We start from the raw sequence: 25,812 nt of genomic DNA on the forward strand, positions 1-25,812 counted from the left end.
TATAGTGTAACGCTTTCAGCTCCGAGACGCCTAACCACAGCACTGAGACGTCATTTAAAGGTTACACTTTTGTGGGTTCTTCGTCGCGAAGTTGACGGCGTAGCACTTTGCCCACGTTAGTTTTAGGCAATTCATCGCGAAACTCGATGTACTTGGGCACCTTGTAACCGGTGAGCTCTTTTTTACACCACTGGCGTAGCGTCTGCTCATCAAGCTGACTATTCTTACTCACTACAAACAGTTTGATCGCCTCACCAGCATTTTCATCCGGCACGCCGACCGCCGCTGACTCAAGCACATCCGGGTGAGCAGCCACTACATCCTCGACTTCATTGGGATACACATTAAAGCCAGAGACCAGAATCATGTCTTTTTTGCGGTCCACAATCCGGATGTAACCATCCTCCTGAAGGATGGCAATATCGCCGGTGTGGAACCAGCCATCCTCATCGATAGAGGCACGGGTTTCGTCTTCGCGCTGCCAATAACCTTTCATTACCTGCGGCCCTTGGACGCATAGCTCTCCTGGCTCGCCCATTGCTACGTCCTTACCGTCTGCATCCACGACTTTCACTGCAGTGCCCGCCACGGGCTTACCAATGGTGCCTAGTTGAATCGCATCGGTGGGGTTAAAACTAACGATCGGCGATGTTTCAGTCAGACCATACCCTTCAGCAATCGGGCAACCCGTGGTTTGTTCCCAGCGCTGTGCCGCGGCTTTGGTCAGCGCCATGCCGCCTGAAATAGTCAGCTTCAGCTTGGAAAAATCGAGCTGCTTGAAGTCGTCCCGATTACACAGTGCATTAAATAGCGTGTTGAGGCCGATAAAGGCAGTGAAGGGCAGCCCTTTGAGCTCTTTAACAAAGCCATCCAGGTCACGTGGATTGGTAATGAGCAAAGAGTGATTACCTGTCTCCATCAAAAACAAGCAGTTAACGGTAAACGTATAAATATGATAAACCGGCAGTGGCGCTATGACCATTTCTTCGCCATCGGTCAGGTGGGCGCCAATAGCTTCACGGGCCTGCAACATATTGGCAACCAAGTTACGGTGCGTCAGCATTGCCCCTTTCGGTGTCCCTGTGGTGCCACCGGTGTATTGAAGCGCTGCTAAATCGTCGGGCGTCTTCTTGACCTCGGTATGGTTAAGCGAACTGCCTTTTTTCAGCGCATCGCGAAAGCCAATCGCCCCAGGCAGCGAATAGGCCGGCACCATTTTCTTAACGTGCTTTACCACCGCATTAATTAACCAGCGTTTGGGCACGTCGTGCAAATCGCCAAGCTGGGTAACTAATACATGCTTGATATCTGTTTTATCAAGTATTTTCTCAAGCTTATCCGCCATATTGGCCAAGATGAGAATGGCTTTCGCGTTGGAGTCTTTGAACTGATTTGCCATTTCCCGCTCGGTATAAAGCGGATTGGTATTGACCACCACCAAGCCTGCCCGCAGCGCGCCAAACACCGCCACAGGAAACTGCAGTACATTGGGTAGCTGAATAGCAATACGATCCCCGGGGACAAGGTCGGTTTCATGCTCTAGCCAAGCGGCAAAATCTGCAGATAAGCAATCAAGGTCGGCGAACGTGAGCGTTTTTCCCATGCAGGAAAAGGCTGGCTTATCCTTAAAACGTGCTACTGCGGTATGAAAAACATCCGTGACTGAATCGTACTGATCCAACCCTTCAAGCGCTGGGCCACGTAAAACGGCGGCGTTGGCGTGTTCGCTCATGGGCAATCTCCGCTAATCGTGTCGGCGTGATCACCGACCTTGTTGTTGTCACTAGGCTATTGTGGCTAAGTTCATCGGCCCAACGATATACGACCCACGACAGGCTGTAAAACGTTCGATTAAAACTTACGTTTCAACTTTAGCCTATTTGAAAGCACCGAAAAAAAACAAGCCTTCTCTCAATAACGTAAAGGACTCAGTCTATTATGGGCAATAACGCGCCTGGATTTCACCGTCGCACCAAACCAACAGCTCCCCCGGCACCATACGCTGCCAGACTTCATTATGAGTGAGAGGCTCAGTAGCAATTACCGACACAATATCATCAGGGGTGGTGTGTTCAGCGAAATTAACCGTCATTTCAGCGTCGGAAAGCTCGGCCTCACCGAAGGGAGCGCAACGCTTAATGTGGACCAGCTTAGTGGTGCAAAAAGTATACAAATACCGGCCATCAGACAGCAGCATATTGAAGACGCCCAGCGCTCTTAGCTGCTCACATAGCTGATGCAAGCATTTCCACAGTGTTTCAGGCTCAGTAGGCGGCGTAGGGAAAGTGCGCCTCAGCTCTCCCAATAACCAGCAAAAGGCGTGCTCACTGTCCGTGTTACCGACAGGCGTATAATTGCCTAATGCGAGACTCTCCCAGCCACTTAATTGGCCATTGTGCGCATAGCACCAAGGCCGACCCCACATTTCACGAGTGAAAGGATGGGTATTGGCGAGCCTAACGCCGCCCACGTTAGCTTGACGAATGTGACTGATCACCACGTGGGACTTAATCGGGTAGTCGCAAATCAGCCGGGCGATAGGTGAATCAACCGACGGATGTGGGTCACGAAAATCGCGGTAACCGCCCTCTTCGTAGAAGGCAATTCCCCAGCCATCTCGATGAGGGCCAGTGCCCCCACCGCGGTGCAAAAAGCCCGAAAAGCTAAAACAGATATCGGTGGGCACATTGGCACTCATGCCAAGCAGTTCACACATACGCTTCACACATGCCCAGATACCAACCAGCTTCCTAAGTGATTCATCAACCAATCACCGGTTCACGACGGCGTGGCGCTTCGTCATCATCGGCACGCTCCTCTTCCTGGGCAATATACTCAACTTCGCCAGGCCGACGCCACCACCACAATGCGACACCTATCAGCGCGCCTAGCGCCACACCCAACACCAGCCACATCAAGCCGCCACGTAATGCGGCGCCGTTGTTTTCTAAAAAGCCAACCGCTGCCACCATCGCCGAAGGTGCCCAACCGGTATAGAATTCCCCCTCCTCTATGAGCGGTAACCGGAAACTGGCGGGTGCCCATATCGCCCCAGCGACAGCCCAGGTCAGCACTAAGCGTGGCAAGCGAGGCAGAAAAGTGAACGCAAAGTAGACCGCGACAATCACTAACAACGACAGCCCGTAATAACTCAACCACAGCAGTAATGTTGAATCTGCAAACAGCATAATAACCCTCATGTGGGTGAACTCACCCGACGTTAATTTCTCGTTATGGTACCTATCAATTTATGAAAGCACAGCAAGGCATACACACAGGTTTACCCGCTGCGCGCTATTATCGCGCTAATGACCCGCAATGGCACTGGCTAGAAGCGCGCAACGACCCAGAAGTCACCGCCTTTTTAGAAGCCGCCAACCAACAACAAGCCGATTGGTTTGCTCCGCTCGCTCCGTTAGAGGAAACGTTATACCAGAGCCACCTCGCACGCCGCGAATTAGCTGTGACCAGCCTTAAGACAACGCTTGATCACTTCACGTTCTGGAGCAAGACTGGCGCCGAGGACAACTACCCAAGCTGGTGGCGTCACCCCAATAGCCAACCTGAACAACATGAATGTTTTTTCGATGTTAGCGCCCGCGCCGCAAAGCACGATTTTTACGACATGGGCGATATGGCCCTCTCACCCGATGAACAGTGGCTAGCCTGGACAGAAGATACCCAAGGCGATGAGCGGTTTACACTCTGGCTGAAAGCACTCCCCAGCGGCACGCCCATACCACTGCTTAACGATATTGGTGCGGGCCTGTGCTGGGCAGAGGACCAAACCGCCACCACGGCCACCCTGCTGTTTACTCGCTTTGATGACACGCAGCGACCCGATAGTGTTTGGCGTTTACCGCTGTCGCTAGCCGATCCTAGTGCTTCAAAAGAGCCCGTACTGGTGCTACGTGAAGAGGATCCAGAGTTTTGGCTCGGCATCGGCAAAACGCGTTCGCGGTCATGGCTGCTGCTTGAAAGTGGTTCAAAAGACACCAGCGAAATCCACTTGGTGCCCGCCCACACCCCTGCCACGAAGCCGCTATGCATTCAGACGCGCCAACCGGGGGTTGAGTACAGCATCGACCACCGCCCAGGTTTTTATTATCGCCTACATAACCAAGCAGGCGCTCATTTTCAACTCGATTATTTGCCTGATAGCCAGCCTGGCTATTCTCAAGCTAGTTGGCAAACATTAATTAGCCACCGTGAAGAGGCCACGCTGGAGGGCGTTGATGCGTTTTCTTGGGGACTGATGCTGGCTGAACGTGATCATGACCAGGCGCAGGTGCGTTTGCGGCGGTTGGTACTTGACGCACAGCATGACTGCACACTGGATGAATACCTGACATTGCCCGAGCAGCCCTGTTCGCAGATGCTTGAAGACGAGCCGCACTTCGATAGTCAGGTATTGCGCCTACGCGAAGAATCTTTTACTCAGCCACCCAGCTGGTTCGCGCTCGATCTGACCAACGGCGAACGGACACTGCTGAAACGCGCACCTGTATATGGCAACTTGCAGCCGGAACAGTTAATAAGCAAGCGTCTATGGGCGACAAGCCAGGATGGTGAGCAAGTCCCTGTCTCGGTGGTCATGCGTGCCGACCTGGCCGATCAGCCCTTACCCACGCTGTTGTATGGCTATGGTGCATACGGCGAGGCTCTCGATCCCTGGTTTTCCATCGCTCGGCTGGAACTGCTTGAACGCGGCGCGGCTTTTGCCGTCGCCCACGTAAGGGGGGGTGGTGAACGCGGTGAGCCCTGGTATTTAAACGGCAAGATGGCCCATAAAGAAAACAGCTTTAACGACTTTATGGCTGCCCGCGAAGAGCTGATTGAACAGGGCGTTAGTGACTCACAGCGAATTGTGGCCTATGGCGCCAGTGCCGGGGGGCTACTGGTGGGCACTTGTATCAATCGCGCCCCTGAAGCGTTCTGCGCCGCCCTACTAGACGTACCGTTTTTGGATGTGCTGCGTACTATGCAGAACCCCGATCTTCCTCTTACTACTGCGGAGTACAGTGAATGGGGCAACCCGGAAGAACCGGAAGTCGCCACCCGAATACGCGATTATTCGCCTATCGATAACATCCAGACTCAGTCATATCCTGCGCTTTGGATTGAAGGCAGTTGGTTTGACACCCGCGTCAGCTATTGGGAACCCGCCAAGTTTTATGCGCAAGTGGCGCAACAACAGCAGGGCTCAGCGCCTATTTTGATGCGCACGGATATGAGCAGTGGACACGGTGGCGCCTCCGGCCGCTTCAAAGCTTGGCGGGATGCCGCGCGCCAAGACGCGTTTATCCTTTGGGCGCTAGGTTTGGCACAGCCCTCGCCAACCTAGCGAGAGCTACTAACTAAGTAAATTTTCCAGGCGTTATTTTAGCAGTGCAAAGGCACTGCTTTTTAATGATAAGATGAATTTTATGAAAATAGTTTCCAAAAACTATTCCATCATCATTAATCTTACGCCATACTATACGTTAGTCGTATAAACTATCGTTTAGTCTTTAGGTGAAGCAAATGAACCATCAAGAGCACTTTCCCACTATCTGGGACACACCACGTAAACCAAAGGTAAAGGTAGCTAGCCCAACGCCCGATAAAAAAATTCTTACCCCGGTTAAAGAAGCGTTTTTATCTATTTGGGATACCCCTAAGCGACAGCCCAGTGCTTAAAACGGTAGGAATTACATAGGCAACACGGCAATGATGTGTGACTCTAGCTGCTGCTCTGGCACTTCGTCCTGCGACACGGCAAAGCTACGCACGCTAATACCCTTGCGATGCACACGCTCGGCGTCATTGCTTAAAAGCGGATGCCAACCTGCCAGTTTGCGCCCTTCCGCCACGCGCCGATAGCCACAGCTTTGTGGTAACCAAGTGAACTCTTTAACCAAGGCCGGTGTAAGCTGGGTGCAGTCAGGAACGCTGTCAAAACGATTAGAATAATCGCTACATTGGCAGCTTTTGATGTCTAACAAGCGACAGGCAACGTTAAGCACCGCCAGTTCCTGGGTGTCCTCATCATGCAACTTTAACAGGCAACATTGCCCGCAGCCGTCACACAGCGCCTCCCACTCCGGTGGCGTCAGTTCCTCCAGAGTAAAGCGCTCCCAAAAGCGTTCGCGCATCGCTGTTTCCATCGACTTCTCCTTCATGACCACACGGAAACACGTTTTATGTTGGTGTATCGGTGTGGCTTAATTCAGCCAACAGCGTTGGCCATAATGCTTGAAAATCGTTCTCTAGCACTCGGTAATCGTCACGCAGCCAGGGCACCAGGGCGGCAAGCTGATTGGGGCCAGACAAACGGCGCCCGATCCCCGCTATCGCGCGGCAAGTAAAATCAAAATCAGCGTAGCCTCTTAACCAGTCATGCTCGACGAGTAACGGCATCATACCCGCCAGCCGGTTCGGCGCAGAGCGGGTAGAGAGCAGCCGATAGCATCGCCCAATAATCTCTTCCTGATCTACCTGCCCCGCCGTATCCCGCGCCAAAAAGTGGTCCCACATCATGTCCAGGGCAATACCCGCATAGCGTCGCTGGCCGGTTGGCGCGCGCCGCCGTGCATTCACAACGCTTGGATGACTATCCACCCATGCATCGACACGGCGATGATGGCGAATCCCCTGAGCCGTGGCAACGGGCCAATCACTTAAATCGCGCCCTTTAACTCCATCGGCGATTAAATTGCCATAGAGAAAATCATCGCTACCCGCGCTGACCAGCCAGGCATGGGCAAGAAAATTCATAAACGGCTGTCGTTACTCTTCATCTGCACGTGCATCAAAATGAGAGGCAACGTGTGCCCGATGCACATCAAGCAAATAAGCCTCCTTGGGCGGCGGCATTTGCAAATAAAAGCCTTTATCTTTAATTCCTTCCACGACATCCGCTGCCTTTACCCGTGACAATTTTTTGTCAGCGGTCAGCAACATGGTAAAAACCGACACAGGCTTGCCGAAGGTTTCAAGCAGTGGTTCAGGGACATTTGCTAACCCTTGACGCTTATCGACGTATAAATACATTTCATCTTTGCGTGAGCTTTTGAAAACTTCGCAAATCATTTTGTCGCTCATAATGATCGCTCCTCAAGGGCCTGGGCCAGTGCATCATTCAAGCACTCGCCCCGCCAACCAGTCGGCCAAGAGAAAGGCTCCCCGGCCAAATCCTGCATCACCAGCGTTTCAATATCGCGCCGACGCATCAACATTTCTGGCGCTACGCCCAAGTCACTGGCTTTGGCAGTCACCGCCTTCTTGAGTGCTTTAAAGCGGGACTTGAACGACGGATGCATGGGGTCTGGCCAGGGTGACGGCAAGGTAGCTTCGTCGCAGTGCTGGGCTTGTTTCACCATCGCCAGCAGTGCATCGCCCTCTTTTTTAATTAGCACTGGCTTAACGCCTTCCACTTCTGAGAGCTCGAAGCGATTACCGGGCATCTTTTCGGCGATTGCGAATAACAGCTTGTCACTGATTAACCAGTTGCGCGGCAAATCACGACGGCGTGTTTCGCCTTCCCGCCATGCGGTCATCAGCCGATACGCCTCCATTTGACGAGGCATCAAGCGCCATAGTTGGCGTTGGCGGGTATACCACTGTTGATCGTTATCAACGCTGCGGCCTGCCTGTTCAATCAAACTGGCGCACTCAGCCTCCACCCACTCGCGACGACCTAACGTAGCGAGCTTTTCAGCCTGTAGCGTCCAAACTTTTAATAAATAGATAACATCCAGCGCGGCGTAATGGCACTGCGCAGGTGTTAGAGGGCGCACTAGCCAGTTTGAGCGTGTTTCCTCTTTTGGCAGGGTTTCACCGACCCAAAATTCGACCAGTTTTTGGTACCCCATGCCCGGGTTTTCACCCAAAAAGCCTTGCACCACCTGGGTATCAATTAGCGGTACCGGCAATACGCCCGCCCAGTGCTGAAAAACCTCCAGGTCTTCGCTGCAAGCGTGAAGCAACTTAATCGCACTATTTTGCAGCAGAGCGCGGAATTTATCGGTACAAGCGATGGCGACCGGATCAATCAGATAAGCCAGCTCACCTGCGGTAAATTGGATCAGCGCAGGCACTGGAAAGAACGTGTTCTCTCGAAAAAACTCGGTATCCAGAGCAATCACAGAAGCATCGGCTACTTGATCGCAGGCGGCATCAAGCGCCTTTGGGGTATCAAGCCATTGAAAAGAGGGAGTAAGAGAGGACAAAAGCATTCTTCCAAGTTGGCGCAAACGCCTAAGCGCTTGCGTTTAGATAGGCTTATTCGCTGGCAAAAGGCAGGCGACCATTAAACGCACGGCTCAATGTGCCGCCATCAACATACTCCAGCTCTCCGCCCATAGGAACACCATAGGCAAGCCGCGAAAGTTTAACGCCGTATTCTGCTAGCTGCGAGGCAATGTAGTGTGCCGTCGCCTCCCCTTCGATCGTAGGGTTAGTCGCCAGCACCACTTCTTCGACCAACCCTTCTGCGACGCGCGCTTCCAGCAAATCCAGCCCAATTGACTCGGGGCCGATACCGTCTAGCGGCGAAAGATGACCATGCAAAACAAAATAGCGGCCTTTAAAACCTCCCGCCTCCTCAATCGCTAGTTGATCGGCAGGCGACTCCACCACACAAAGCAAGGCATCATCGCGTCGTGGGCTTTCACATAGTAGGCATACTTCGGCTTCAGTGAGCGTTCGACATCGTTGACAGTAGCCTACTTCTTCAATCGCTTGTTGGATGACCGCAGCAAGGCGTTGCCCACCCGGCCGTTCACGCTCAAGTAAGTGCATTGCCATTCGCTGAGCCGTTTTAGGCCCAACGCCTGGCAGTACGCGAAAAGCATCCATTAACTGCTCAACGAGAGGAGAGAATCGCATTGCTTAGAATGGCATCTTAAAGCCGGGCGGCAAATTCAAACCAGCCGTCGCTTCTTCCATTTTTTGTTTAGAGCTAACTTCCAATTTGCGCACAGCATCGTTGACCGCCGCCGCTAACAAATCTTCCAGTAACTCTTTGTCCTCTTCCATGACACTGGGATCGATAGACACGTTTGAAACATCGTGTCGACCGTTCATCGTCACTTTGACCATACCTGCGCCCGCTTCACCCTGCACTTCGGCTTTGGCTACTTCTTCTTGGGCACGCTGCATCTTTTCTTGCATTTCTTGGGCTTGCTTCATCAAGTCGCCCATTCCGCCTTTAAACATGGCTATATCTCCAAGGTGGTTAAAAGGTACAGCTGATATCATAGGTATATAAAGTTGAACTTAGCGCATCTCATCGGCAGGCTTAACACTGGATTCTATCAATGTTGCGCCAAATGCCTGCTGTAACTTCTGTACATGGGGGTCGTGATTGAGTAGATCAACCGCATTCGCGTGACGCTCTTGATTAAGGCGATCTTCACGTTGTCTGGGTGTTTCCAAATGGCTCGCTAATTCGGCAACGTAGAACGCTATCCGCCGCGGCATACCCTGTTCTTTCAATGCCCGCTCAATACGCGTCTGGTGCACTTCCGCCTGCATTGCCTCTTGACTAGGGTCTAAACGGAGCGTCAGCAGGGCACCGTCATCACTTTCCACTAAACAGTTGCCCGCTAAATTGCGCGTTAAGCCGCCCAGGCCCAGTGAATCAAAACATTGCAGCCATTGTGCATTATCCAGCTTGCCAGTCGTGGCCGTAACGGCAGGCGTCTCTACCGGCACAGAAACAGGCGCTGGTGTATCGGCTGGTTCTGGCGTTAAAGGTGCCGTTGGTTCCGGAGACGCTGGTGCTTCAGAAGCTGTTGCTAGCTCAGGAGTTTGCTGGGCAACGTCAGCCTCGGCCGCCTCACGTTCAGGCGTTGTCATTTCACTCTCAACAGCCCAGGGAGGCGGCTCTTGGGCAGGCGATTCTTCTTGATAAGACGACGCTTCTTGAGCCACTGGCACGGAAGACTGTGAGGCCACTTGGCTATTACTAATCTCCAGCCCTGATGAGACTGAGCTTGATTCTGCCTCAGCTTCTGGCGCTGACTTCACTTCTGGCAAGGGTTCCGGGGGTGATGAGGCCGTATCAGCAACCTGCACGGAAGCATTCGCCTCATTAGCCACAGCTTCTGAGGGAGCCACAGTTTCTGAAGGAGCCCCAGTTTCTGAGGGCTCGCGGCGCAATGGTAGCTGCGTACGTGGTGGTTTCGGCACACCCTGGGGGCGGAACGCCAGCATGCGCAGCAGCGTCATCTCTAACGCGCTGCGTAGATCAGGGGCATGCACCATGTCGCCACGCCCCTGGATACCGATTTGGTAATAGAGCTGAATATCTTCAGCGGTAAAGCGGCTCGCAAGTTGCAAGATAACGTCACGGTCACCGTGACTGTTATCAACGGCGTCCGGGACCATCTGTGCCACTGCCAAGCGGTGCAGCATGCTGGAGAGTTCATCCAACACAGCGGCAAAATCCGGCCCCTGCTCTGCTAACTGCGCCACTTCTGCCAATAACCGCTGTACATCCACATCGGCCAAGGCTTCAGCCAGGGCGAGAATATGGCGATGATCCAGTGTGCCCAGCATGGCGGCTACATCCGCGTGGCGAACGGCGCCCTGGCCAAATGCGATCGCTTGATCGGTAAGACTCATCGCATCGCGCATCGAGCCTTCCGCGGCCTTGCCCAACAGCCACAAGGCACTCTCATCAAACGCGACGCCCTCCTCCCCTAGCACATAGGTTAGGTGCTCCACCACGCGTTCTGGTGGCATATGCTTAAGAGTAAATTGGAGGCAGCGCGAGAGCACCGTCGGCGGCAGTTTTTGCGGATCGGTGGTGGCCAACAAAAATTTAACGTGAGGAGGTGGCTCTTCCAACGTTTTAAGCAGCGCATTGAAACTGCTGGTCGAGAGCATGTGCACCTCATCAATCAGGTACACTTTGTAACGCCCCTGAGTCGGTGCGTACTGCACGTTATCCAGCAGCTCGCGGGTATCTTCCACTTTGGTTCTTGACGCCGCATCGACCTCAATTAAATCAACAAAGCGCCCATCATCAATCGCCTGGCAACTGTCGCACCACCCACAGGGAGTAGAAGTAATGCCTTCATCGCCACGCCCGTTGGCCGTACAGTTCAAACACTTGGCAAGAATACGCGCCAAGGTGGTTTTACCCACGCCACGTGTACCTGTAAATAGGTACGCATGGTGCAAGCGGCCCTGATCAAGGGCATTCACCAAGGCGCGTTGAACATGGGTCTGACCAACGAGTTCGTGGAATGTGCGAGGTCGCCATTTGCGGGCCAGAACCTGATAGCTCATGAAGCTGTCTTTCCTTCGGCGGGCTAACTTACCTCACGCTTAGGCAGCGCGAAGTAAGTGCCACGATGCATAACAAAACAATGCGTGAACAAGCGTCATTCTAGCGGCTGCACCGCAGCCCGCCAACCGCCTGGGGCGGAGTGTTTGGCAACCACTAGGCGTTATCACTACCTTCCGCAGCGCCGGCGCGCTGAGCAGCCGCTTTTACCAGCTTTTCGAGTTCGCCGCTTTGATGCATTTCAACCACAATGTCGCAGCCCCCTACCAGCTCGCCTTCTACCCACAGCTGAGGGAATGTCGGCCAGTTGGCAATCTTGGGTAATTCAGCGCGAATATCCGGATTATCGAGAACGTTAACGAACGCAAAGCGCTCGCCGCAGCTCATCAGCGCTTGAACGGTCTGGGCAGAAAAACCGCACTGCGGCAGTTGGGGCGAGCCTTTCATGTAAATCAGGACCGGGTTTTCGCTAATTTGGCGCTGAATGTTTTCGGCAGTCGTGCTCATAAAATTTCCTCGCTTATCAATGGCCGAGCCCACACACTTAGCACTTAAAAAGTACCTGAATAGAGCGCTCGGCTTTAACGTGTCAGTGGTATTCTACGCATGCCGTTCGCGTTGCGCATCCCCTGCAGCATAGCTAGGATAGTGTTTTTGCGCGGAGAGAATCTCTTATGGCGACACGCCATTTCCTGACCTTGTTAGATTTGACCCCGGACGAGCTGGATTATTTGATCCAGCGCGCCATTACGATTAAAACCAATCTTAAAGCCCAAGGTCCTGTTTATACACCATTAACCAACCGCACCCTGGCGATGATTTTTGAGAAATCATCAACGCGTACGCGGGTTTCATTTGAAACGGGAATGGCACAGTTTGGCGGCCACGCGCTATTTCTCTCTCCCCGCGATACCCAACTAGGCCGCGGCGAGCCAATTGAAGACACTGCTCGCGTCCTGTCTGAAATGGTCGATGCGGTAATGATCCGCACCTTTTCACACGCCGGGCTTGAAACCTACGCCAGCGCCAGCAGCGTCCCCGTCATTAACGCACTCAGCGACGACTACCACCCGTGCCAACTACTCGCTGACATAATGACCTGGACCGAACTACGTGGCAGCGTAAAGGGTCGCACAGCGGTATGGATTGGTGATGGCAACAACATGTGCCACTCGTGGATCAATGCCGCTCGCCAGTTTGGCTTTCACCTGCGCATCTGCTGCCCGAAAGGCTATGAGCCCCGTGCCGACATCATGGCGGCAGCAGGCGATCACATCTCTTTATTACATGACCCACAAGCCGCGGTTAAAGAAGCCGACCTGATCACTACCGATGTCTGGGCCTCGATGGGCCAGGAAGAGGAACAGGCTAAACGTGAAGCAGATTTCGCTGGCTTCCAAGTAACAGAAGCCATGCTGGATCAGGCGAACCAAGATGCGCTGTTTCTGCACTGCCTGCCTGCACACCGCGGCGAAGAGATCAGCCAAACGCTTCTTGAGGACCCGCGCGCCGTCGTGTGGCAGGAAGCAGGTAATCGCCTGCATGCGCAAAAAGCATTGATTGAGTTCTTACTGCTAGGCAGGGTTGCTGAGTAAGTTGCTGAAAAATAACAAGTCAGCAAAAAACTGCTGAACTTACGCTTTTTGAATACGAAAAAAGCCTCGTTTAATCAACGAGGCTTTTTTCTATAATTTGGTGAAGCGGAATTCAGTAAAGCTGCATATTGGTGGAGCCTAGCGGGATCGAACCGCTGACCTCAACACTGCCAGTGTGCGGAATTCAGTAAAGCTGCATATTGGTGGAGCCTAGCGGGATCGAACCGCTGACCTCAACACTGCCAGTGTTGCGCTCTCCCAGCTGAGCTAAGGCCCCACATACTGTACTTTTTGACAGCGAGGCGGATACTACGTTGAACCTTCCCCTCGGTCAAGTTTTTGCACCTTCAGACCTAACTAATTCCCCTTTGCCTTCAGCTGTGGCACTCTATACGCGACTAATTAAGATCTACATGCAATTAACAAGATCTATATGCAATTAAAAAGATAGAGTAGCGAACAAGGCCAACGCCTGAGCCCATGATGTTTCCATGCAGGAGCCTGCCCCTTGATCAGTGTACTTATCGCCGATGATCATCATCTAGTAAGAACTAGCATTGCTCACCTGCTAAACGAAGAGTGTGACATTAAAATTGTGGGCGAGGTCGATGATGGCGAAACCGCGGTGACACAGTGTCGCCATTTGAAGCCCGACATCGTGTTAATGGATATTCGCATGCCTGGCATCGGCGGGCTTGAAGCCACTCGGCGCATTCACCGTACGATGGCAGACGTTAAGGTATTAATTCTAACGGCGCATATGGAAGACAGTGTGCTGCGTCGCATGTTGGAAGCCGGAGCCTCAGGCTTTCTAAGCAAAGGCGCGGATGCGATAGAAATGACCGATGCCATACGCCAAGTGTTCCACGGTCGCCGTTACGTAAGCCAGGAAATTGCTCAACGTTTGGCGCTCTCCCACTTTACCAATGAAGATAATCCCTTTAGCCACCTCTCCCACCGTGAGCTTCAGATTGCCCTCATGATTGTTAACTGCCAGCGCGTACAAGATATCTCTGATCGCCTGCATTTAAGTCCTAAAACAGTAAATACCTACCGCTATCGACTCTTTGATAAACTACAGGTTGCCACTGACGTTGAGCTGACTCATTTAGCGCTCCGTCATGGGCTGGTCGAGGGGTTTGACGCTACCTAGCTATAACCCCAACTCCCCCTGCTGTTATCGGGTACCGACACGCTGACATGACTTTTGATTCAAAACAGTTCTTGAGCTCGGTAAGCACCTCTCCTGGGGTTTATCGTATGCTTGATGAACAAAGCAATACGCTCTACGTGGGTAAAGCTAAGCGCTTAAAAGCACGCTTGGCCAGCTATTTCCGTGGCCAGTTAAACACCAAAACCCAGGCCATGGTTGGACGCATCGCCGACATCCAAGTCACCGTGACGCGCACTGAAACCGAAGCGCTTCTGCTCGAACAGACGCTAATCAAACAACTGCGTCCGCCCTACAACATTTTGCTCCGCGATGATAAATCTTACCCTTTTGTTTTTGTTACTGACCGCCATTCGTATCCTGCGCTCGAGTATAAGCGCGTCCGCCAACGCAGTGATGATGGTCGCTATCTAGGCCCCTACCCTAGCAGCGGGGCCGTGCGTGAAAGCCTTGCGTTGATGCAAAAAATATTTCGAATCCGCAATTGTGAAGATAGTGTCTTTGCCCACCGTTCACGTCCCTGTTTGCAGTATCAAATTCAGCGCTGTAGCGCCCCTTGCGTCGATTATATCTCTGCTGAAGATTATCAGCGCGACCTTGAACACGCCGTAATGTGCCTGGAAGGTAAAAGCGAGCATGTTACCGAAGAATTGATGAAAGCGATGGAAGCCGCCAGCCAAGCTCTCAATTTTGAGGAAGCCGCTCGCCTGCGCGACCAAGTACAGCAATTGCGGCAACTTCAACAGCGTCAGTTTGTCGACACGGGCGGCGGCGATGCCGATGTTTTTGCTCTCGCTCAACGCCCTGGCGCGCTTGGTGTTTCAGTGCTAAGCGTTCGCGATGGTCGGCTATTGGGGGCACGCCATCACACGCCTAAAAACGATCTGGACCTACCCCTTGAGACGCTGCTCACTGAAGTCGTTAGCCAATACTATTTTGGCCAGCCGCATAACGTTCCCAATGAAGTCATTACGAGCCACCCGCTGGACGATAGCGAGCTTATCGCCGAAGCACTGACTCAGCATGCAGGAAAACGCATTCGTGTAACCAGCCAAGTTCGCGGCTACCGTGCGCAGTGGCAACAACTTGCCATTACCAACGCGGAACAACAGCTGGCCTCACAACTGGCCAATCAAACACAGCTGACCCAGCGCTTTACCGCGCTACAGAAAGCACTGGGCTTAGCAGAGACGCCGCAGCGCTTGGAGTGTTTTGACATTAGCCACAGCCATGGCGAAGCGACCGTTGCCTCCTGCGTCGTGTTTGATCATCAAGGCCCGCGTAAAAGCGACTACCGCCACTTCCGCATTGAAGGAGTGGCTGCCGGCGATGATTACGCCGCCATGCAGCAGGCTCTCACACGACGCCTCAAGCGGGTAAAAAGCGGGGAAGCAGTCGCCCCCGACATCCTGATTGTCGACGGTGGCAAGGGTCAGCTCAATATGGCCCGCGACGTGTTTCAAGAGCTCGATATCACCAACATTATCTTGTTGGGTGTAGCCAAAGGCACAACGCGTAAAGCAGGGCTTGAAAGCCTGTTTTTAGAAACCGCCGACAACCCACTCAATCTGGACCCGGCATCCCCAGCCCTGCACTTGATCCAGCACATCCGCGATGAGTCACACCGCTTTGCCATTGCAGGCCACCGCGCCCAACGTGACAAAGCGAGACGCACCTCAACGCTGCAGGATATACCGGGCATCGGCCCTAAACGCAGGCGGGAACTGCTGCGTTTTTTTGGTGGACTGCAAGGGGTGCAAAAAGCCAGCCGCGACGAACTCGCCCGTGTACCTGGCATTAATGCCTCGTTAGCCGAGAGTATTTACCGGGCACTCAACGGATAAACTCCTCGTTGGCATGGATGCTATCGGCCAAGGGGGATAGAATGAGCCCCAGACACTTCGAATCCTCTGATTTTCCGGCAAGGATCGCACCCTGCGATGAATATACCTAACATACTAACATTGGCGAGAATCGCCTTTATTCCGCTACTGGTGGTGCTGTTTTATCTGCCCTTCAGCTGGAGCATGCCCGTAGCGGCAGGCCTTTTTGGTCTGGCCTCGATTACCGATTGGCTGGATGGCTATTTAGCGCGACGCTGGAATCAGTCAACGCCTTTTGGCGCTTTTTTAGACCCGGTAGCTGACAAGCTCATGGTCGTCGTCGCTCTGGCACTCTTAATTGAGCGCTTTGATAGCGCAGTGTTAACGCTACCCGCCCTAGTCATTATTGGCCGTGAAATTGTCATTTCCGCGTTACGCGAGTGGATGGCCGAAATGGGCAAGCGAGGCATGGTGGCCGTGTCATGGGTAGGCAAACTGAAAACAACGCTGCAAATGGTTTCGCTGCTAATCTTGCTGGCACTTCCTCCCGCCCATGAGTTTGCTCTTTTAGGCATTGTGGTGCTCTATGCCGCCGCTATTTTAACGTTGTGGTCGATGTTTCAATATCTGAAAGCCGCCTGGCCGCACCTTAGCCGCTCCATGTAAGCTGCTGATAAGTAAATAAGGAACTCTAGCTAATTCATTGATTGACAAGCTGGTGGCGATCCGTATAATTCGCCCTCGAGTCGAGCGGGAATAGCTCAGTGGTAGAGCATCGCCTTGCCAAGGCGAGGGTCGGGAGTTCGAATCTCCTTTCCCGCTCCAACTTGGATAGCGTGGTAAAGCAAGAGTGGTCGTGAGCTGGAACGCCAGCCCGGTCGATCTCCTTTCCCGCTCCAACGACTCTTGAGGCTGGATGGCAGAGTGGTTATGCAGCGGACTGCAACTCCGTGTACGCCGGTTCGATTCCGACTCCAGCCTCCATCTTTGTACAGCTGTGTTGTTCTAAACAGCGAAACAGCATTGTGATGTTCTGCCCGGATGGCGAAATCGGTAGACGCAAGAGACTTAAAATCTCTCGGGGGCAACCCCGTGCCGGTTCAAGTCCGGCTCCGGGCACCATTATCTAGCATTAATTTCTCTATCTTCGCTTTCCCTATCTTTACTTTTTCTGCACCTCTCCTTCTATCACTGGCTACTTCCACAGCCATTTAGCTCCTATTTTGATTACCTCTTCACGCTGCATTTAGCCCAGCCTTTTCCGGCGCGCGAACAACGTTCTTTTCTAGTCCTCAAACATCGCTAAACATTAATCGCTACGCTATGATGCCTGCCTTCTGTATTTTAGCGCTATGCAAACGCTAGCTATATTTAGTGTGTGCAAGATTTCGGTCAGCATGAAGGAGAGCGGTCACATGACCACGCCAACATCCGATGTACTTATCATTGGCGGCGGTGTCGCTGGATTAACCCTTGCTCTGGAAATTGCTGATCATCTATCAGTGACCCTGGTTCGTCCCGCTCAAGATGATCACGGCGCCAGCCGATGGGCACAAGGCGGCATTGCTGCAGTCCTCTCGCCAGATGACGACCTAGAAACGCACATCAACGACACGTTAATTGCTGGCGATGGGCTATGTGAAACAGAGGCGGTGCGCTTTACTGTTACCCACGGCCCCGCTGCCATACAGTGGTTGATCGATAAGGGCGTTCCTTTTACGCCAGAGACCGACCCTGCAGCGCGCTACCCGTATCACCTGACCCGCGAAGGCGGCCACAATGCTCGGCGCATCATCCACGCCGACGATGCCACCGGTCGCGCTGTAGTAGACACCCTATTAAACAACGTTGCACAACACCCCAACATTACTCAGCGCAACGACCTTACAATCGTAGGTCTGTTGCAAGATAACCAAGGTGCCTGCCGCGGTGCCTATGGCTGTGATGCTCACTTACAATGGCGCTCGCTGACTGCACGCTACACTGTCTTGGCCACCGGCGGAGCAAGTGGCCTTTACCGCCATACCACCACTCCCGCGCCAAGCAGCGGCGAAGGCATGATGATGGCTGCAGCGCTTGGTGCACGGCTAGTTAACCTAGAGTTTCAGCAGTTTCACCCAACCTGTCTGTATGACCCAGAAGGCCCGGCGTTTTTAATTAGCGAGGCGGTTCGCGGTGAAGGGGGGCATTTGCTTGATGAATATGGCCAGCGTTTTATGCCAGCGCTGGATAAGCGCGCAGAACTAGCCCCCCGCGATGTGGTCGCTCGCGCTATTGATGCCGAAATACAGCGGGGCACGCGGGGCCATGTGTGGCTGGATATTCGCCACTTGGGGGAAAAAGCGATTTACCACCACTTTCCCACTATTTTGTCCCACTGCGCCTCACGAGGCATAGATATCACGAAGCAAGCTATTCCCGTGGTGCCTGCGGCTCATTATAGTTGTGGAGGTGTCGCCACTAACCTGCAAGGCGCTACAGACGTTACAAACCTATATGCCATCGGTGAAACAGCCTACACGGGATTGCATGGCGCCAACCGAATGGCCAGTAACTCATTACTAGAGTGCTTAGTATTTGCGCACAGCTGTGCTAACGCATTGAAGGAACAAGGCGACGCCTCTCCAAGTGTCGAATTTGAGCCTCCGGCACAAGCCGCAGCCATTGCCTTACCCAAAACAGTGTTCAACGATATGCGTCATCGCATGCGGGCTATCATGAGCCAGCAGGTTTCTATTGTGCGCAGTACTGCCGGGCTAAGCACCGCCTTGAAACATTTGAAGGCACTGCTAACCCGCTTGGAAGAGATGGAAGGAGCGCTAGCAGACCCCGAAGGCAAACGCTTACAGCAAGCGCTTCAATTAGCACTTTTAACGGTGCTGGCGGCACAGCAGCGACATGAGTCAAGAGGACTGCACTTCACCACCGACTGGTCCCAACAGCAGTCGCTGGCCGTCGCCTCTTCGCTTACCATGAAAGATTTAGCGGCCTGGCCGGTGGAATAACTGCCTCACCTCACGCAGGCTTTCAGAAGGTGCGCTATCGGGCCACAGCCAAACCCGCTGCTTCCCGATATAAAGCCCTATTAACCAGGGCCCTAAATAGTCACAGCGCACCTGATGCTCTTCACCCAGCTCTTCATTTAGCTTTTCGCCCACTTCCTCACTGAGCATCGGTCCACTCCCTACCGACTTCCGATTACGTGTCAGCAGCCAGCGGCCATGAAATACCGACGCTGTCGATGTTAGTGAAAGCAGTCCTTCCGGTTGATATAGATAGGCGCGCCAACCAAGAGCAACGCCTAGCACTATCAGTGCCAAAGCGGCTAGCTTACCTCCCACCCAGTAGCCCAGCATCGCAATGACCATAAACAGACAGCATTGCGTAAGCTGCCACAGCCTAGAGGGTACGATAGGCAGAATTATCGGTGGTTTCAGCATGCTCAACGATCATTTGTACGATACGCCGCTGGCTGGGTTCTTCAGGCCACTCGCGATGCATTAGCCACACAAAAAGGTCCTGATCCTCACCTTCAATGAGCTGCTGATAGGCAAGCTGGTCCGCTTCACAAAGGTGGTCAAAACGCTGTTCAAGAAAAGGGATAAGCAGCAGATCAAGCTCCCACATACCACGCCGAGAGTGCCAATAAAGCCGTTTGCGCAAAATGGCAGCAGGGGAATTGTCGTCGTTCAACGTCATCCGCTCCAATCAAATAAATGAGGAGCCAGTATACCTAAGCTGTGGGGTCGCGCCAGCGCCCTCCTTCGCCTATGCTGTTAATGAGTCTAGAACCTTGTTTTATCTGAATTGTTTTATATTCAATTGAGCAGTATGCTGAATTGAATATTAATGAGGTCGAGAGTGCGTCACGGCCTTCAATGTTCGCAGGGAGCTAACCGATGACTAAATCTGAATTAATCGAACAAATTGCGATGCGTCAGCCGGAATTATCCGCCAAAGACGTTGAAACGGCAGTGCGTATTATTCTGGACGATATGACGGATTCTCTCTCCAGCGGTGGACGCGTTGAGATCCGTGGCTTCGGCAGTTTTTCTTTGCACTATCGGGAACCGCGCGTAGGGCGTAACCCAAAAACAGGTGATGCGGTTGATCTTGAAGGCAAATATGTGCCGCATTTTAAGCCTGGCAAAGAGCTACGCGAACAGGTAGATGCTAGTCGAGCACTCGGTTACTAAACGCGGCTATGGGTTATCCGACCTTCAGCGGGATGACGTCGCCGCTTGAGTCGTACACAATAGCGTTACCGTGAACGTCACAGACTAGGAAATTCAAATGCGTTGGATCAAAGGGCTGATTCTGGCCGTCATTTTGCTGATAGTAGTACTCGTAGGTATTCTGTTTGCCGTTAATAATCAGCAAACGATTGCCTTGAACCTTATTTGGCTAGAGCTACCCGCTATATCGCTCTCGGTCTGGCTGCTCGCGACATTAGTATTTGGTGTCGTGCTGGGCATGCTCGCAATGTTAGGCGTCTACGTCCGATTAAAAGCAACCCTGGCCCGTAGTCAACGACAGAATAAGCAGCAACGTAAAGAGCTCGATAGCCTACGTACCCAGGGGTTCAAGGAACTGGCATAAATGCTGGATGTCGCGCTGCTAAGCGTATTGGTGGCCGCCATTGCCATCGGTTACGGGTTAGGTTACCGCCAAGCTGGGCGTCGCCGACATCGTTCTCAACTGCCAGCTCAGCCCTCACAGGCACTATCGCGTGATTACTTCGTCGGGCTTAACTATTTGCTTAACGAGCAACCCGACGAAGCAATCAATATGTTCATCAGTGTGCTCGCCGTTAACAGCGAGACGGTGGATACTCACATCGCCTTGGGCAAACTATTTCGTGCCCGTGGCGAGGCCGACAGAGCGGTTAGCATTCACCAAAATCTATTGGCTCGCCCTGCCCTTTCACAGCACACCAACGAACAGATCCAGCTGGAACTTGCTCGGGATTTTATGGCGCTGGGTGTTCATGATCGTGCGCAGCGCATGCTCAATACTCTGTTGGAACATAGCGGCAATGATGACCACCGCTACGCCGCCAAACAGCTGCTAGTCGACTTATTAGAGCGTGAAAAGTCATGGCAGCAAGCAATCGATGTTGCTCAACCCTTGCTTAAACAGCATCCGAAGATGCGTCGCCCTGCGGCGCACTGGCTATGCGAGCTGGCATTGGAGGAAATTAGTGAAGCCAGCCGACCGCTGGCGAAAAAGCATCTCAAAAAAGCCCTGCAGTTGGATGAGAAATGCGTTCGTGCCAGCTTATTATTAGCTGAGCTAGAGATGGACAACGGGCATTATACCCGCGCTATTGAGCGATTAGACAGCATTCCGCACCAGGACACAGCCCACACTCCCACCATGCTACCTGCTCTCAAGCACGCCTATTTGCGTAATAATGATGAAGCAGGCTACGAAGCCCACCTCTACCACCTGCTTGAACAAACCCCTTACACCAGTATCATTATTGCGCTAGGGCAGCTCGTTCATCAGCGTGACGGCGTTGACAAAGCCATTGAATTGATCGGCGAACGCCTGCGCGCAGTACCGAGCCTAGGCGGGCTGGATTATTTGATTGACCTGTATATTGAAAGCCAGCGGCTTAGCGGAAAAACCTCTCCGGATACGCGTCTACTATTACTAAAGCATCATACCGATGCACTCCTTCTTAACCGTACGCGCCACCGCTGCCAACGCTGTGGCTTCGCCAGCGATTCCCTACAGTGGCAATGCCCCAGCTGTCGCTTTTGGGGAACAATTAAGCCGGTTATTGGTGTCGAGGGAGAATAGTCACCATCTCAGTGTATCAATCAACACCAACTATCGACGCCCTAACTCCGACTCAATCGCCTCCAGCGCCTCCATAGGGTCTGCGGCCTGAGTAACGGGTCGCCCGATCACTAAGTGGCTACTACCCGCTTCAATGGCTTTGCTAGGAGTCATAATTCGCTGTTGGTCATTCGCAGCTGCAAAGCTTGGCCGAATACCAGGTGTTACCTTCAAGAACGGTTCACCGCACGACACATGAAGCTGCGAAGCCTCTTGGGCGGAACAGACCACACCGTGTAAGCCACTCTGTTTTGCCAGCAACGCCAAGCGCTCCACGTGCTCAGCCAATGAGACATTGATACCAATATCGGCCAAGTCATCAGCCTGCATACTGGTTAATACAGTGACGGCGATTAAATGGGTAGTTAAGCCACGTTGTTCCAGGCGCTGTATGGCGGCTTCCATCATCCGCCTGCCACCGCTGGCATGGACATTGACCATCCAGACGCCCTGCTCCGCTGCCGCCTGCACTGCACTCGCAACGGTATTGGGGATGTCGTGAAATTTAAGATCTAAAAACACCTCAAACCCACGCCCATGCAACGCCTCAAGCACGGCAGGGCCGCTGCGAGTGAATAGCTCTTTACCGACTTTAACCCGGCAGCGAGCAGGGTCTAACTGATCGGCCATACAGAGCGCTGCGTCTAATGACGGGTAATCAAGCGCAATAATTATCGGGGAATCAGTGGCCACAATATCGCTCCAAATATGTTTTCAGCCATTATATCAGGCTCCCTACTCTCCTCGCGCCCTCGTGATGTAAGCCATTTGCCATACGTCTCTAGCTAAAAACTTACAACGACTGTCATATATCACTGACATAAACGTCCACGCTATAACGCTAAGTTAGTAGTGTAGTGGCGTTTATCTAGCTAATTGGTAAGTCAAGTACAAGTAATCACCGCTTTTAAACTTCGCTCACGCAATAAATGCAACCTATCGTTATTAAAAGGATCTCGAGGATGACTATGACACTTAAAAGAATCTTTGCCGCATTACTGTTCTCTATGAGCTTAGGGTTCTCCAGTGGCGTGCTGGCCCAAGACGTAGCCCCCATTAACGTTAATACCGCTGATGCTGAACTGCTGGCCGAATTGCCTGGTATTGGGCCAAGCCGAGCCGATGCGATCATTGAAGAGCGCGAAACGAATGGTGCCTTCGAAAGCGCTGATGACCTTGCCCGCGTTAGCGGCATTGGACCAGCAACCGTTGACCGCATGCGCGACCAAGTAGCGTTTGAAGAGTAAATACTAGCCAGTTGATCACTACCACAGCCCGGTAGCGCTAAAGCATACCGGGCAATTATAAATACAATTTTTTAATACAAGCCCTTAAATGACCCACAGGTTCATAAAAGTGTGCACGGGCATGGCTTCAAGAGCCGCTTGTTCATTGCATACCTCAGCAATTTTCTTGCATCGGCTTGCTGGAAAACGTGTCGCTAAGTGTTGCTCAAATTTAGCTACCAACAACGGCATACCCTCCTCCCGCCGACGCTGGTGACCAACAGGATACTCTACGACGACTTTATCAGTTGCGCTGCCATCATTGAAAAAGACCTGTACTGCATTAGCGATAGAACGCATTCCGGGGTCGTGATAAGCCGCCGAATACTGGGCATCCTCCTCAACCACCATTTTGTTACGCAGCACATCGATCATCGGATGGGCGGCATGAAAGCTGTCTTCATAATGGTCAGCGGTGAGTGTGCCAAAAATAAGGGGGACCGCGGTCATATATTGCAAACAATGATCGCGGTCCGCCGGGTTAGCCAATGCACCAGTTTTGGAAATAATCCGAATAGCCGAATCGTGGGTAGTCAGTACGACTTTATCGATCTCGGCCAAGCGATCTTTAACCTGCGGGTGAAGCGCCACAGCGGCCTCACAAGCCGTTTGGGCATGGAACTCTGCCGGGAATGAGATTTTGAACAGGATATTCTCCATCACATAACTACCGAACTCGCGTTGAAAACGTAGACGGCGGTCAGGTTCCGGCTTCAGACTCAAATCTTTATTGGCGTGGCTAAACAGCACATCGTAAAAGCCCCATTGGGGCGCTGACAGTGCACTGGGAATGCCCATTTCTCCACGCAAGGCGATATCCGCCAAGCGAACGCCTCGAGAGGTGGCATCACCCGCGGCCCAACTTTTACGCGAACCAGCGTTGGGCGCGTGGCGGTACGTCCGTAGGCTCTGGCCATCAACCCACGCATGGGAGAGCGCCGACAACAACTGCTCACGGTCAGCGCCCATCAGCTTTGCGGCGACCGCAGTAGACGCCACTTTTACTAATACCACATGATCGAGCCCAACGCGGTTAAAACTATTTTCCAGTGCAAGCACGCCCTGTATCTCATGGGCCATGATCATGGCATTAAGCACATCGCGCATTACCAGCGGCGCCTCGCCTTGGGCAACTCGCCGTTGGGAAAGGTGGTCGGCCACAGCGAGTATAGCGCCAAGATTATCCGAAGGGTGGCCCCACTCAGCGGCAAGCCACGTATCGTTATAGTCCAACCAGCGAATGATACAGCCGATATCCCATGCCGCTTTGACCGGATCAAGACACAGCGAGGTGCCCGGCACTCGTGAGCCAAACGGCACCACCGTGCCTTCCACTATTGGTCCCAGGTGCTTGGTACACTCAGGGAAGCGCAGCGCTAACAGCCCGCAGCCGAGTGTATCCATCAAGCAGTAGCGCGCGGTTTCCAACGCCTCTGAGGATTCAACCTGATAATTTAAAACGTAATCGGCAATGGCCTGCAGCTCGGGATCGTAATCCGGGCGCACATTGGCTTCGGACGTGGCGGACGGTGTGGTGGGCATAGTGCTCTCCTTCGGCTGAATCACTTACTCAGTATGGTCTAAGGCGCGCTTTCTAAAAGCTGTCGCCGGGAATCCTTACCGTTCCTTCCATCAACACCCGCGCACTGCGACTCATCACTGCCTGTTCGATATGCCAACGTCCTTCCACCTGATTCGCTTCAGCGCCTACACGCAGGCTACCAGAAGGGTGTCCAAAGGTGACCGCATTACGCTTAACACCCGATTTACCACCGTTCGCCGCCAAGTTCACCAACGTACCTTCGATCGCGGCGGCAGCTGCAATCGCAACGGCGGCCGTGCCCATCATGGCGTGGTGCAGTTTACCCATGGAAAGCGCCCGGACCAGCAGGTCAATATCGTCGGCGCTCACGACTTTACCGCTTGATGAAACGTAATCCGCCGGTGGTCCGACAATAGCCACTTTCGGTGTATGCTGGCGGTTGGCGGCTTCGCTGATATCGCTGATCAATCCCATACGCACAGCGCCGTGTGCACGAATGGTTTCAAACATCGCCAGCGCTTTACTATCGCTATTGATCGCGTCCTGGAGTTCGGTGCCGGTATAGCCAAGATCAGCAGCGTTAATAAACACTGTTGGAATACCGGCATTGATCAGGGTGGCTTTCAGCGGCCCCATCCCCGGCACTTCCAAGTCGTCCACTAAGTTACCGGTGGGAAAAATCGCCCCCTCCCCGTCTGCGGGGTCCATAAAGGCTACCGGAATCTCAGCCGCGGGAAAGGTCACGCCATCGAGTTCGAAATCACCGGTTTCCTGCACCTCTCCATTTACAACAGGCACTTTAGCTACGATAGTTTTCTGAATATTCACCTGCCAAATTCTTACCTCGACGACCCCGTTTTGTGGCAGGCGTGCTGGATCAACCAGGCCGTTGGCAATCGCAAAGGGGCCTACCGCCGCCGACAGGTTGCCGCAATTGCCGCTCCAATCTATAAAGGGTTTGTCGATGGATACCTGACCGAACAGGTAATCCACATCATGCTCCGGCGACTCACTCTTAGACAAAATAACCGTCTTACTGGTGCTCGAAGTTGCCGCCCCCATACCATCTATTTGTTTTTCGTAGGGGTCGGGGCTACCAATGACTCGTAGCAATAGCTTATCCCGAGCGGAACCGGGCTGCTGGGCCGCTTCGGGTAAATCGCTGAGTTTAAAGAAAACGCCCTTGCTGGTGCCGCCGCGCATATAGGTCGCGGGGATTTTTATTTGCGGCACGTTGCTGGTTTGCGTTATATCGGTCATCTGTTTTTCACTCCG

Annotated in this window: 27 protein-coding genes and 4 tRNA genes; 14 read left to right on the top strand and 17 right to left on the bottom strand. The window is 53.0% G+C overall.

What is annotated here, in order from left to right; genetic code table 11:
* Positions 1-61: 61 nt before the first annotated feature.
* The 3 genes from ACW44H_RS12195 to ACW44H_RS12205 all read right to left on the bottom strand — a co-directional run bounded on the left by ACW44H_RS12195 (position 62) and on the right by ACW44H_RS12205 (position 3,188).
* Entirely contained in the window at positions 62-1,732 is a 1,671-nt protein-coding gene (locus ACW44H_RS12195; protein ID WP_457504737.1) for an AMP-binding protein, read from the bottom strand.
* Positions 1,733-1,936: 204 nt separating this feature from the next.
* Positions 1,937-2,716, bottom strand: coding sequence for a class II glutamine amidotransferase (locus tag ACW44H_RS12200; protein ID WP_113270920.1), 780 nt, complete (start codon positions 2,714-2,716; stop codon positions 1,937-1,939).
* Positions 2,717-2,762: 46 nt separating this feature from the next.
* Positions 2,763-3,188 (bottom strand): hypothetical protein, encoded by a 426-nt coding sequence (locus ACW44H_RS12205; protein ID WP_113270919.1) that lies wholly within the window; start codon positions 3,186-3,188, stop codon positions 2,763-2,765.
* A gap of 62 nt (positions 3,189-3,250) precedes the next feature.
* Here ACW44H_RS12205 and ACW44H_RS12210 point away from each other — a divergent pair, with 62 nt between their 5' ends.
* Together ACW44H_RS12210 and ACW44H_RS12215 are read left to right on the top strand one after the other, a co-directional pair.
* Positions 3,251-5,344, top strand: a complete 2,094-nt coding sequence (locus ACW44H_RS12210) for a S9 family peptidase (RefSeq protein WP_457504740.1) — start codon at positions 3,251-3,253, stop codon at positions 5,342-5,344.
* Between the two features lie 179 nt (positions 5,345-5,523).
* Positions 5,524-5,679: a hypothetical protein gene (locus tag ACW44H_RS12215; RefSeq protein ID WP_457504741.1), complete on the top strand. Its 156-nt coding sequence runs from the start codon at positions 5,524-5,526 to the stop codon at positions 5,677-5,679.
* Between the two features lie 11 nt (positions 5,680-5,690).
* Here the strand turns inward: ACW44H_RS12215 and ACW44H_RS12220 are convergent, their stop codons facing one another.
* From ACW44H_RS12220 to grxD, 8 genes are all read right to left on the bottom strand, one after another.
* On the bottom strand, positions 5,691-6,146 hold the full coding sequence (locus tag ACW44H_RS12220) for a YcgN family cysteine cluster protein (protein WP_457504742.1): 456 nt from the start codon (positions 6,144-6,146) through the stop codon (positions 5,691-5,693).
* A gap of 34 nt (positions 6,147-6,180) precedes the next feature.
* Entirely contained in the window at positions 6,181-6,756 is a 576-nt protein-coding gene (locus tag ACW44H_RS12225; RefSeq protein WP_457504743.1) for an acyl carrier protein phosphodiesterase, read from the bottom strand.
* Positions 6,757-6,768: 12 nt separating this feature from the next.
* Complete coding sequence (locus ACW44H_RS12230; protein ID WP_113270915.1) at positions 6,769-7,083, bottom strand: YcgL domain-containing protein; 315 nt, start codon at positions 7,081-7,083, stop codon at positions 6,769-6,771.
* Positions 7,080-8,216 (bottom strand): ribonuclease D, encoded by a 1,137-nt coding sequence (gene rnd / locus ACW44H_RS12235; protein WP_457504745.1) that lies wholly within the window; start codon positions 8,214-8,216, stop codon positions 7,080-7,082. Before rnd ends, ACW44H_RS12230 begins: the two co-directional genes overlap by 4 nt.
* 46 nt (positions 8,217-8,262) lie before the next feature.
* Positions 8,263-8,868, bottom strand: a complete 606-nt coding sequence (gene recR / locus ACW44H_RS12240) for a recombination mediator RecR (RefSeq protein ID WP_113270913.1) — start codon at positions 8,866-8,868, stop codon at positions 8,263-8,265.
* Positions 8,869-8,871: 3 nt separating this feature from the next.
* A complete protein-coding gene (locus tag ACW44H_RS12245) occupies positions 8,872-9,198 on the bottom strand; it encodes a YbaB/EbfC family nucleoid-associated protein (protein WP_113270912.1) in 327 nt (108 codons plus the stop codon).
* Between the two features lie 60 nt (positions 9,199-9,258).
* Positions 9,259-11,277 (bottom strand): DNA polymerase III subunit gamma/tau, encoded by a 2,019-nt coding sequence (gene dnaX / locus ACW44H_RS12250; RefSeq protein WP_457504747.1) that lies wholly within the window; start codon positions 11,275-11,277, stop codon positions 9,259-9,261.
* Between the two features lie 154 nt (positions 11,278-11,431).
* Entirely contained in the window at positions 11,432-11,782 is a 351-nt protein-coding gene (gene grxD / locus ACW44H_RS12255; protein ID WP_113270910.1) for a Grx4 family monothiol glutaredoxin, read from the bottom strand.
* Positions 11,783-11,949: 167 nt separating this feature from the next.
* Between grxD and argF the strand changes: the two genes are divergently transcribed.
* Positions 11,950-12,870 carry an ornithine carbamoyltransferase gene (gene argF / locus ACW44H_RS12260; RefSeq protein WP_457504749.1) on the top strand — a complete coding sequence of 307 codons (921 nt, stop codon included), beginning with the start codon at positions 11,950-11,952 and terminating at the stop codon, positions 12,868-12,870.
* A gap of 201 nt (positions 12,871-13,071) precedes the next feature.
* On the opposite strand, the gene ACW44H_RS12265 is transcribed toward argF, so the two are convergent.
* Positions 13,072-13,147: transfer RNA gene (locus ACW44H_RS12265), tRNA-Ala, on the bottom strand.
* Positions 13,148-13,378: 231 nt separating this feature from the next.
* Here ACW44H_RS12265 and uvrY point away from each other — a divergent pair.
* The 7 genes from uvrY to nadB all read left to right on the top strand — a co-directional run bounded on the left by uvrY (position 13,379) and on the right by nadB (position 18,869).
* Positions 13,379-14,023, top strand: a complete 645-nt coding sequence (uvrY, locus tag ACW44H_RS12270) for a UvrY/SirA/GacA family response regulator transcription factor (RefSeq protein ID WP_113270908.1) — start codon at positions 13,379-13,381, stop codon at positions 14,021-14,023.
* Positions 14,024-14,070: 47 nt separating this feature from the next.
* Complete coding sequence (gene uvrC, locus ACW44H_RS12275) at positions 14,071-15,885, top strand: excinuclease ABC subunit UvrC (protein ID WP_457504751.1); 1,815 nt, start codon at positions 14,071-14,073, stop codon at positions 15,883-15,885.
* 96 nt (positions 15,886-15,981) lie between these two features.
* The gene (pgsA, locus tag ACW44H_RS12280; protein WP_113270906.1) at positions 15,982-16,530 is read left to right on the top strand and encodes a CDP-diacylglycerol--glycerol-3-phosphate 3-phosphatidyltransferase; all 549 of its coding nucleotides are present in this window, start codon (positions 15,982-15,984) and stop codon (positions 16,528-16,530) included.
* Between the two features lie 84 nt (positions 16,531-16,614).
* A tRNA-Gly gene (locus ACW44H_RS12285) sits at positions 16,615-16,689 on the top strand.
* A gap of 85 nt (positions 16,690-16,774) precedes the next feature.
* Positions 16,775-16,848: transfer RNA gene (locus ACW44H_RS12290), tRNA-Cys, on the top strand.
* A gap of 51 nt (positions 16,849-16,899) precedes the next feature.
* A tRNA-Leu gene (locus ACW44H_RS12295) sits at positions 16,900-16,986 on the top strand.
* 293 nt (positions 16,987-17,279) lie between these two features.
* Positions 17,280-18,869, top strand: a complete 1,590-nt coding sequence (gene nadB / locus ACW44H_RS12300; RefSeq protein WP_457504753.1) for an L-aspartate oxidase — start codon at positions 17,280-17,282, stop codon at positions 18,867-18,869.
* Here nadB and ACW44H_RS12305 read toward each other — a convergent pair.
* Together ACW44H_RS12305 and ACW44H_RS12310 are read right to left on the bottom strand one after the other, a co-directional pair.
* On the bottom strand, positions 18,846-19,304 hold the full coding sequence (locus ACW44H_RS12305; RefSeq protein WP_457504755.1) for a hypothetical protein: 459 nt from the start codon (positions 19,302-19,304) through the stop codon (positions 18,846-18,848). The two genes, nadB and ACW44H_RS12305, sit on opposite strands and share 24 nt — an antisense overlap.
* The gene (locus ACW44H_RS12310) at positions 19,264-19,557 is read right to left on the bottom strand and encodes an FAD assembly factor SdhE (RefSeq protein WP_113270941.1); all 294 of its coding nucleotides are present in this window, start codon (positions 19,555-19,557) and stop codon (positions 19,264-19,266) included. Before ACW44H_RS12310 ends, ACW44H_RS12305 begins: the two co-directional genes overlap by 41 nt.
* A gap of 206 nt (positions 19,558-19,763) precedes the next feature.
* Between ACW44H_RS12310 and ACW44H_RS12315 the strand changes: the two genes are divergently transcribed.
* The 3 genes from ACW44H_RS12315 to lapB all read left to right on the top strand — a co-directional run bounded on the left by ACW44H_RS12315 (position 19,764) and on the right by lapB (position 21,669).
* Positions 19,764-20,060, top strand: a complete 297-nt coding sequence (locus tag ACW44H_RS12315) for an integration host factor subunit beta (protein ID WP_007113226.1) — start codon at positions 19,764-19,766, stop codon at positions 20,058-20,060.
* Positions 20,061-20,157: 97 nt separating this feature from the next.
* Complete coding sequence (locus ACW44H_RS12320; RefSeq protein WP_113270903.1) at positions 20,158-20,463, top strand: LapA family protein; 306 nt, start codon at positions 20,158-20,160, stop codon at positions 20,461-20,463.
* Positions 20,464-21,669, top strand: coding sequence for a lipopolysaccharide assembly protein LapB (gene lapB, locus ACW44H_RS12325; RefSeq protein WP_457504758.1), 1,206 nt, complete (start codon positions 20,464-20,466; stop codon positions 21,667-21,669). It abuts the gene before it with no gap.
* A gap of 30 nt (positions 21,670-21,699) precedes the next feature.
* Here lapB and pyrF read toward each other — a convergent pair whose 3' ends face one another.
* On the bottom strand, positions 21,700-22,401 hold the full coding sequence (gene pyrF / locus ACW44H_RS12330; RefSeq protein WP_113270901.1) for an orotidine-5'-phosphate decarboxylase: 702 nt from the start codon (positions 22,399-22,401) through the stop codon (positions 21,700-21,702).
* 269 nt (positions 22,402-22,670) lie between these two features.
* Between pyrF and ACW44H_RS12335 the strand changes: the two genes are divergently transcribed.
* Positions 22,671-22,955: a ComEA family DNA-binding protein gene (locus ACW44H_RS12335; protein ID WP_457504761.1), complete on the top strand. Its 285-nt coding sequence runs from the start codon at positions 22,671-22,673 to the stop codon at positions 22,953-22,955.
* 84 nt (positions 22,956-23,039) lie between these two features.
* Here ACW44H_RS12335 and ACW44H_RS12340 read toward each other — a convergent pair whose 3' ends face one another.
* Positions 23,040-24,536 carry a bifunctional 2-methylcitrate dehydratase/aconitate hydratase gene (locus ACW44H_RS12340; RefSeq protein ID WP_457504763.1) on the bottom strand — a complete coding sequence of 499 codons (1,497 nt, stop codon included), beginning with the start codon at positions 24,534-24,536 and terminating at the stop codon, positions 23,040-23,042.
* Positions 24,537-24,588: 52 nt separating this feature from the next.
* On the bottom strand, positions 24,589-25,797 hold the full coding sequence (gene prpF / locus ACW44H_RS12345) for a 2-methylaconitate cis-trans isomerase PrpF (RefSeq protein ID WP_457504765.1): 1,209 nt from the start codon (positions 25,795-25,797) through the stop codon (positions 24,589-24,591).
* Positions 25,798-25,812: the final 15 nt, after the last annotated feature.

This window comes from Vreelandella sulfidaeris Esulfide1, from assembly GCF_054072535.1.

Bases quoted from the DNA above. Each gene is read 5' to 3' on its own strand.
- ACW44H_RS12195 (WP_457504737.1), bottom strand. From the start codon at position 1,732: ATGAGCGAACACGCCAACGCCGCCGTTTTACGTGGCCCAGCGCTTGAA.
- ACW44H_RS12200 (WP_113270920.1), bottom strand. From the start codon at position 2,716: ATGTGTGAACTGCTTGGCATGAGTGCCAATGTGCCCACCGATATCTGT.
- ACW44H_RS12205 (WP_113270919.1), bottom strand. From the start codon at position 3,188: ATGCTGTTTGCAGATTCAACATTACTGCTGTGGTTGAGTTATTACGGG.
- ACW44H_RS12210 (WP_457504740.1), top strand. From the start codon at position 3,251: ATGAAAGCACAGCAAGGCATACACACAGGTTTACCCGCTGCGCGCTAT.
- ACW44H_RS12215 (WP_457504741.1), top strand. From the start codon at position 5,524: ATGAACCATCAAGAGCACTTTCCCACTATCTGGGACACACCACGTAAA.
- ACW44H_RS12220 (WP_457504742.1), bottom strand. From the start codon at position 6,146: ATGGAAACAGCGATGCGCGAACGCTTTTGGGAGCGCTTTACTCTGGAG.
- ACW44H_RS12225 (WP_457504743.1), bottom strand. From the start codon at position 6,756: ATGAATTTTCTTGCCCATGCCTGGCTGGTCAGCGCGGGTAGCGATGAT.
- ACW44H_RS12230 (WP_113270915.1), bottom strand. From the start codon at position 7,083: ATGAGCGACAAAATGATTTGCGAAGTTTTCAAAAGCTCACGCAAAGAT.
- rnd (WP_457504745.1), bottom strand. From the start codon at position 8,216: ATGCTTTTGTCCTCTCTTACTCCCTCTTTTCAATGGCTTGATACCCCA.
- recR (WP_113270913.1), bottom strand. From the start codon at position 8,868: ATGCGATTCTCTCCTCTCGTTGAGCAGTTAATGGATGCTTTTCGCGTA.
- ACW44H_RS12245 (WP_113270912.1), bottom strand. From the start codon at position 9,198: ATGTTTAAAGGCGGAATGGGCGACTTGATGAAGCAAGCCCAAGAAATG.
- dnaX (WP_457504747.1), bottom strand. From the start codon at position 11,277: ATGAGCTATCAGGTTCTGGCCCGCAAATGGCGACCTCGCACATTCCAC.
- grxD (WP_113270910.1), bottom strand. From the start codon at position 11,782: ATGAGCACGACTGCCGAAAACATTCAGCGCCAAATTAGCGAAAACCCG.
- argF (WP_457504749.1), top strand. From the start codon at position 11,950: ATGGCGACACGCCATTTCCTGACCTTGTTAGATTTGACCCCGGACGAG.
- uvrC (WP_457504751.1), top strand. From the start codon at position 14,071: ATGACTTTTGATTCAAAACAGTTCTTGAGCTCGGTAAGCACCTCTCCT.
- pgsA (WP_113270906.1), top strand. From the start codon at position 15,982: ATGAATATACCTAACATACTAACATTGGCGAGAATCGCCTTTATTCCG.
- nadB (WP_457504753.1), top strand. From the start codon at position 17,280: ATGACCACGCCAACATCCGATGTACTTATCATTGGCGGCGGTGTCGCT.
- ACW44H_RS12305 (WP_457504755.1), bottom strand. From the start codon at position 19,304: ATGCTGAAACCACCGATAATTCTGCCTATCGTACCCTCTAGGCTGTGG.
- ACW44H_RS12315 (WP_007113226.1), top strand. From the start codon at position 19,764: ATGACTAAATCTGAATTAATCGAACAAATTGCGATGCGTCAGCCGGAA.
- ACW44H_RS12320 (WP_113270903.1), top strand. From the start codon at position 20,158: ATGCGTTGGATCAAAGGGCTGATTCTGGCCGTCATTTTGCTGATAGTA.
- lapB (WP_457504758.1), top strand. From the start codon at position 20,464: ATGCTGGATGTCGCGCTGCTAAGCGTATTGGTGGCCGCCATTGCCATC.
- ACW44H_RS12335 (WP_457504761.1), top strand. From the start codon at position 22,671: ATGACTATGACACTTAAAAGAATCTTTGCCGCATTACTGTTCTCTATG.
- ACW44H_RS12340 (WP_457504763.1), bottom strand. From the start codon at position 24,536: ATGCCCACCACACCGTCCGCCACGTCCGAAGCCAATGTGCGCCCGGAT.
- prpF (WP_457504765.1), bottom strand. From the start codon at position 25,797: ATGACCGATATAACGCAAACCAGCAACGTGCCGCAAATAAAAATCCCC.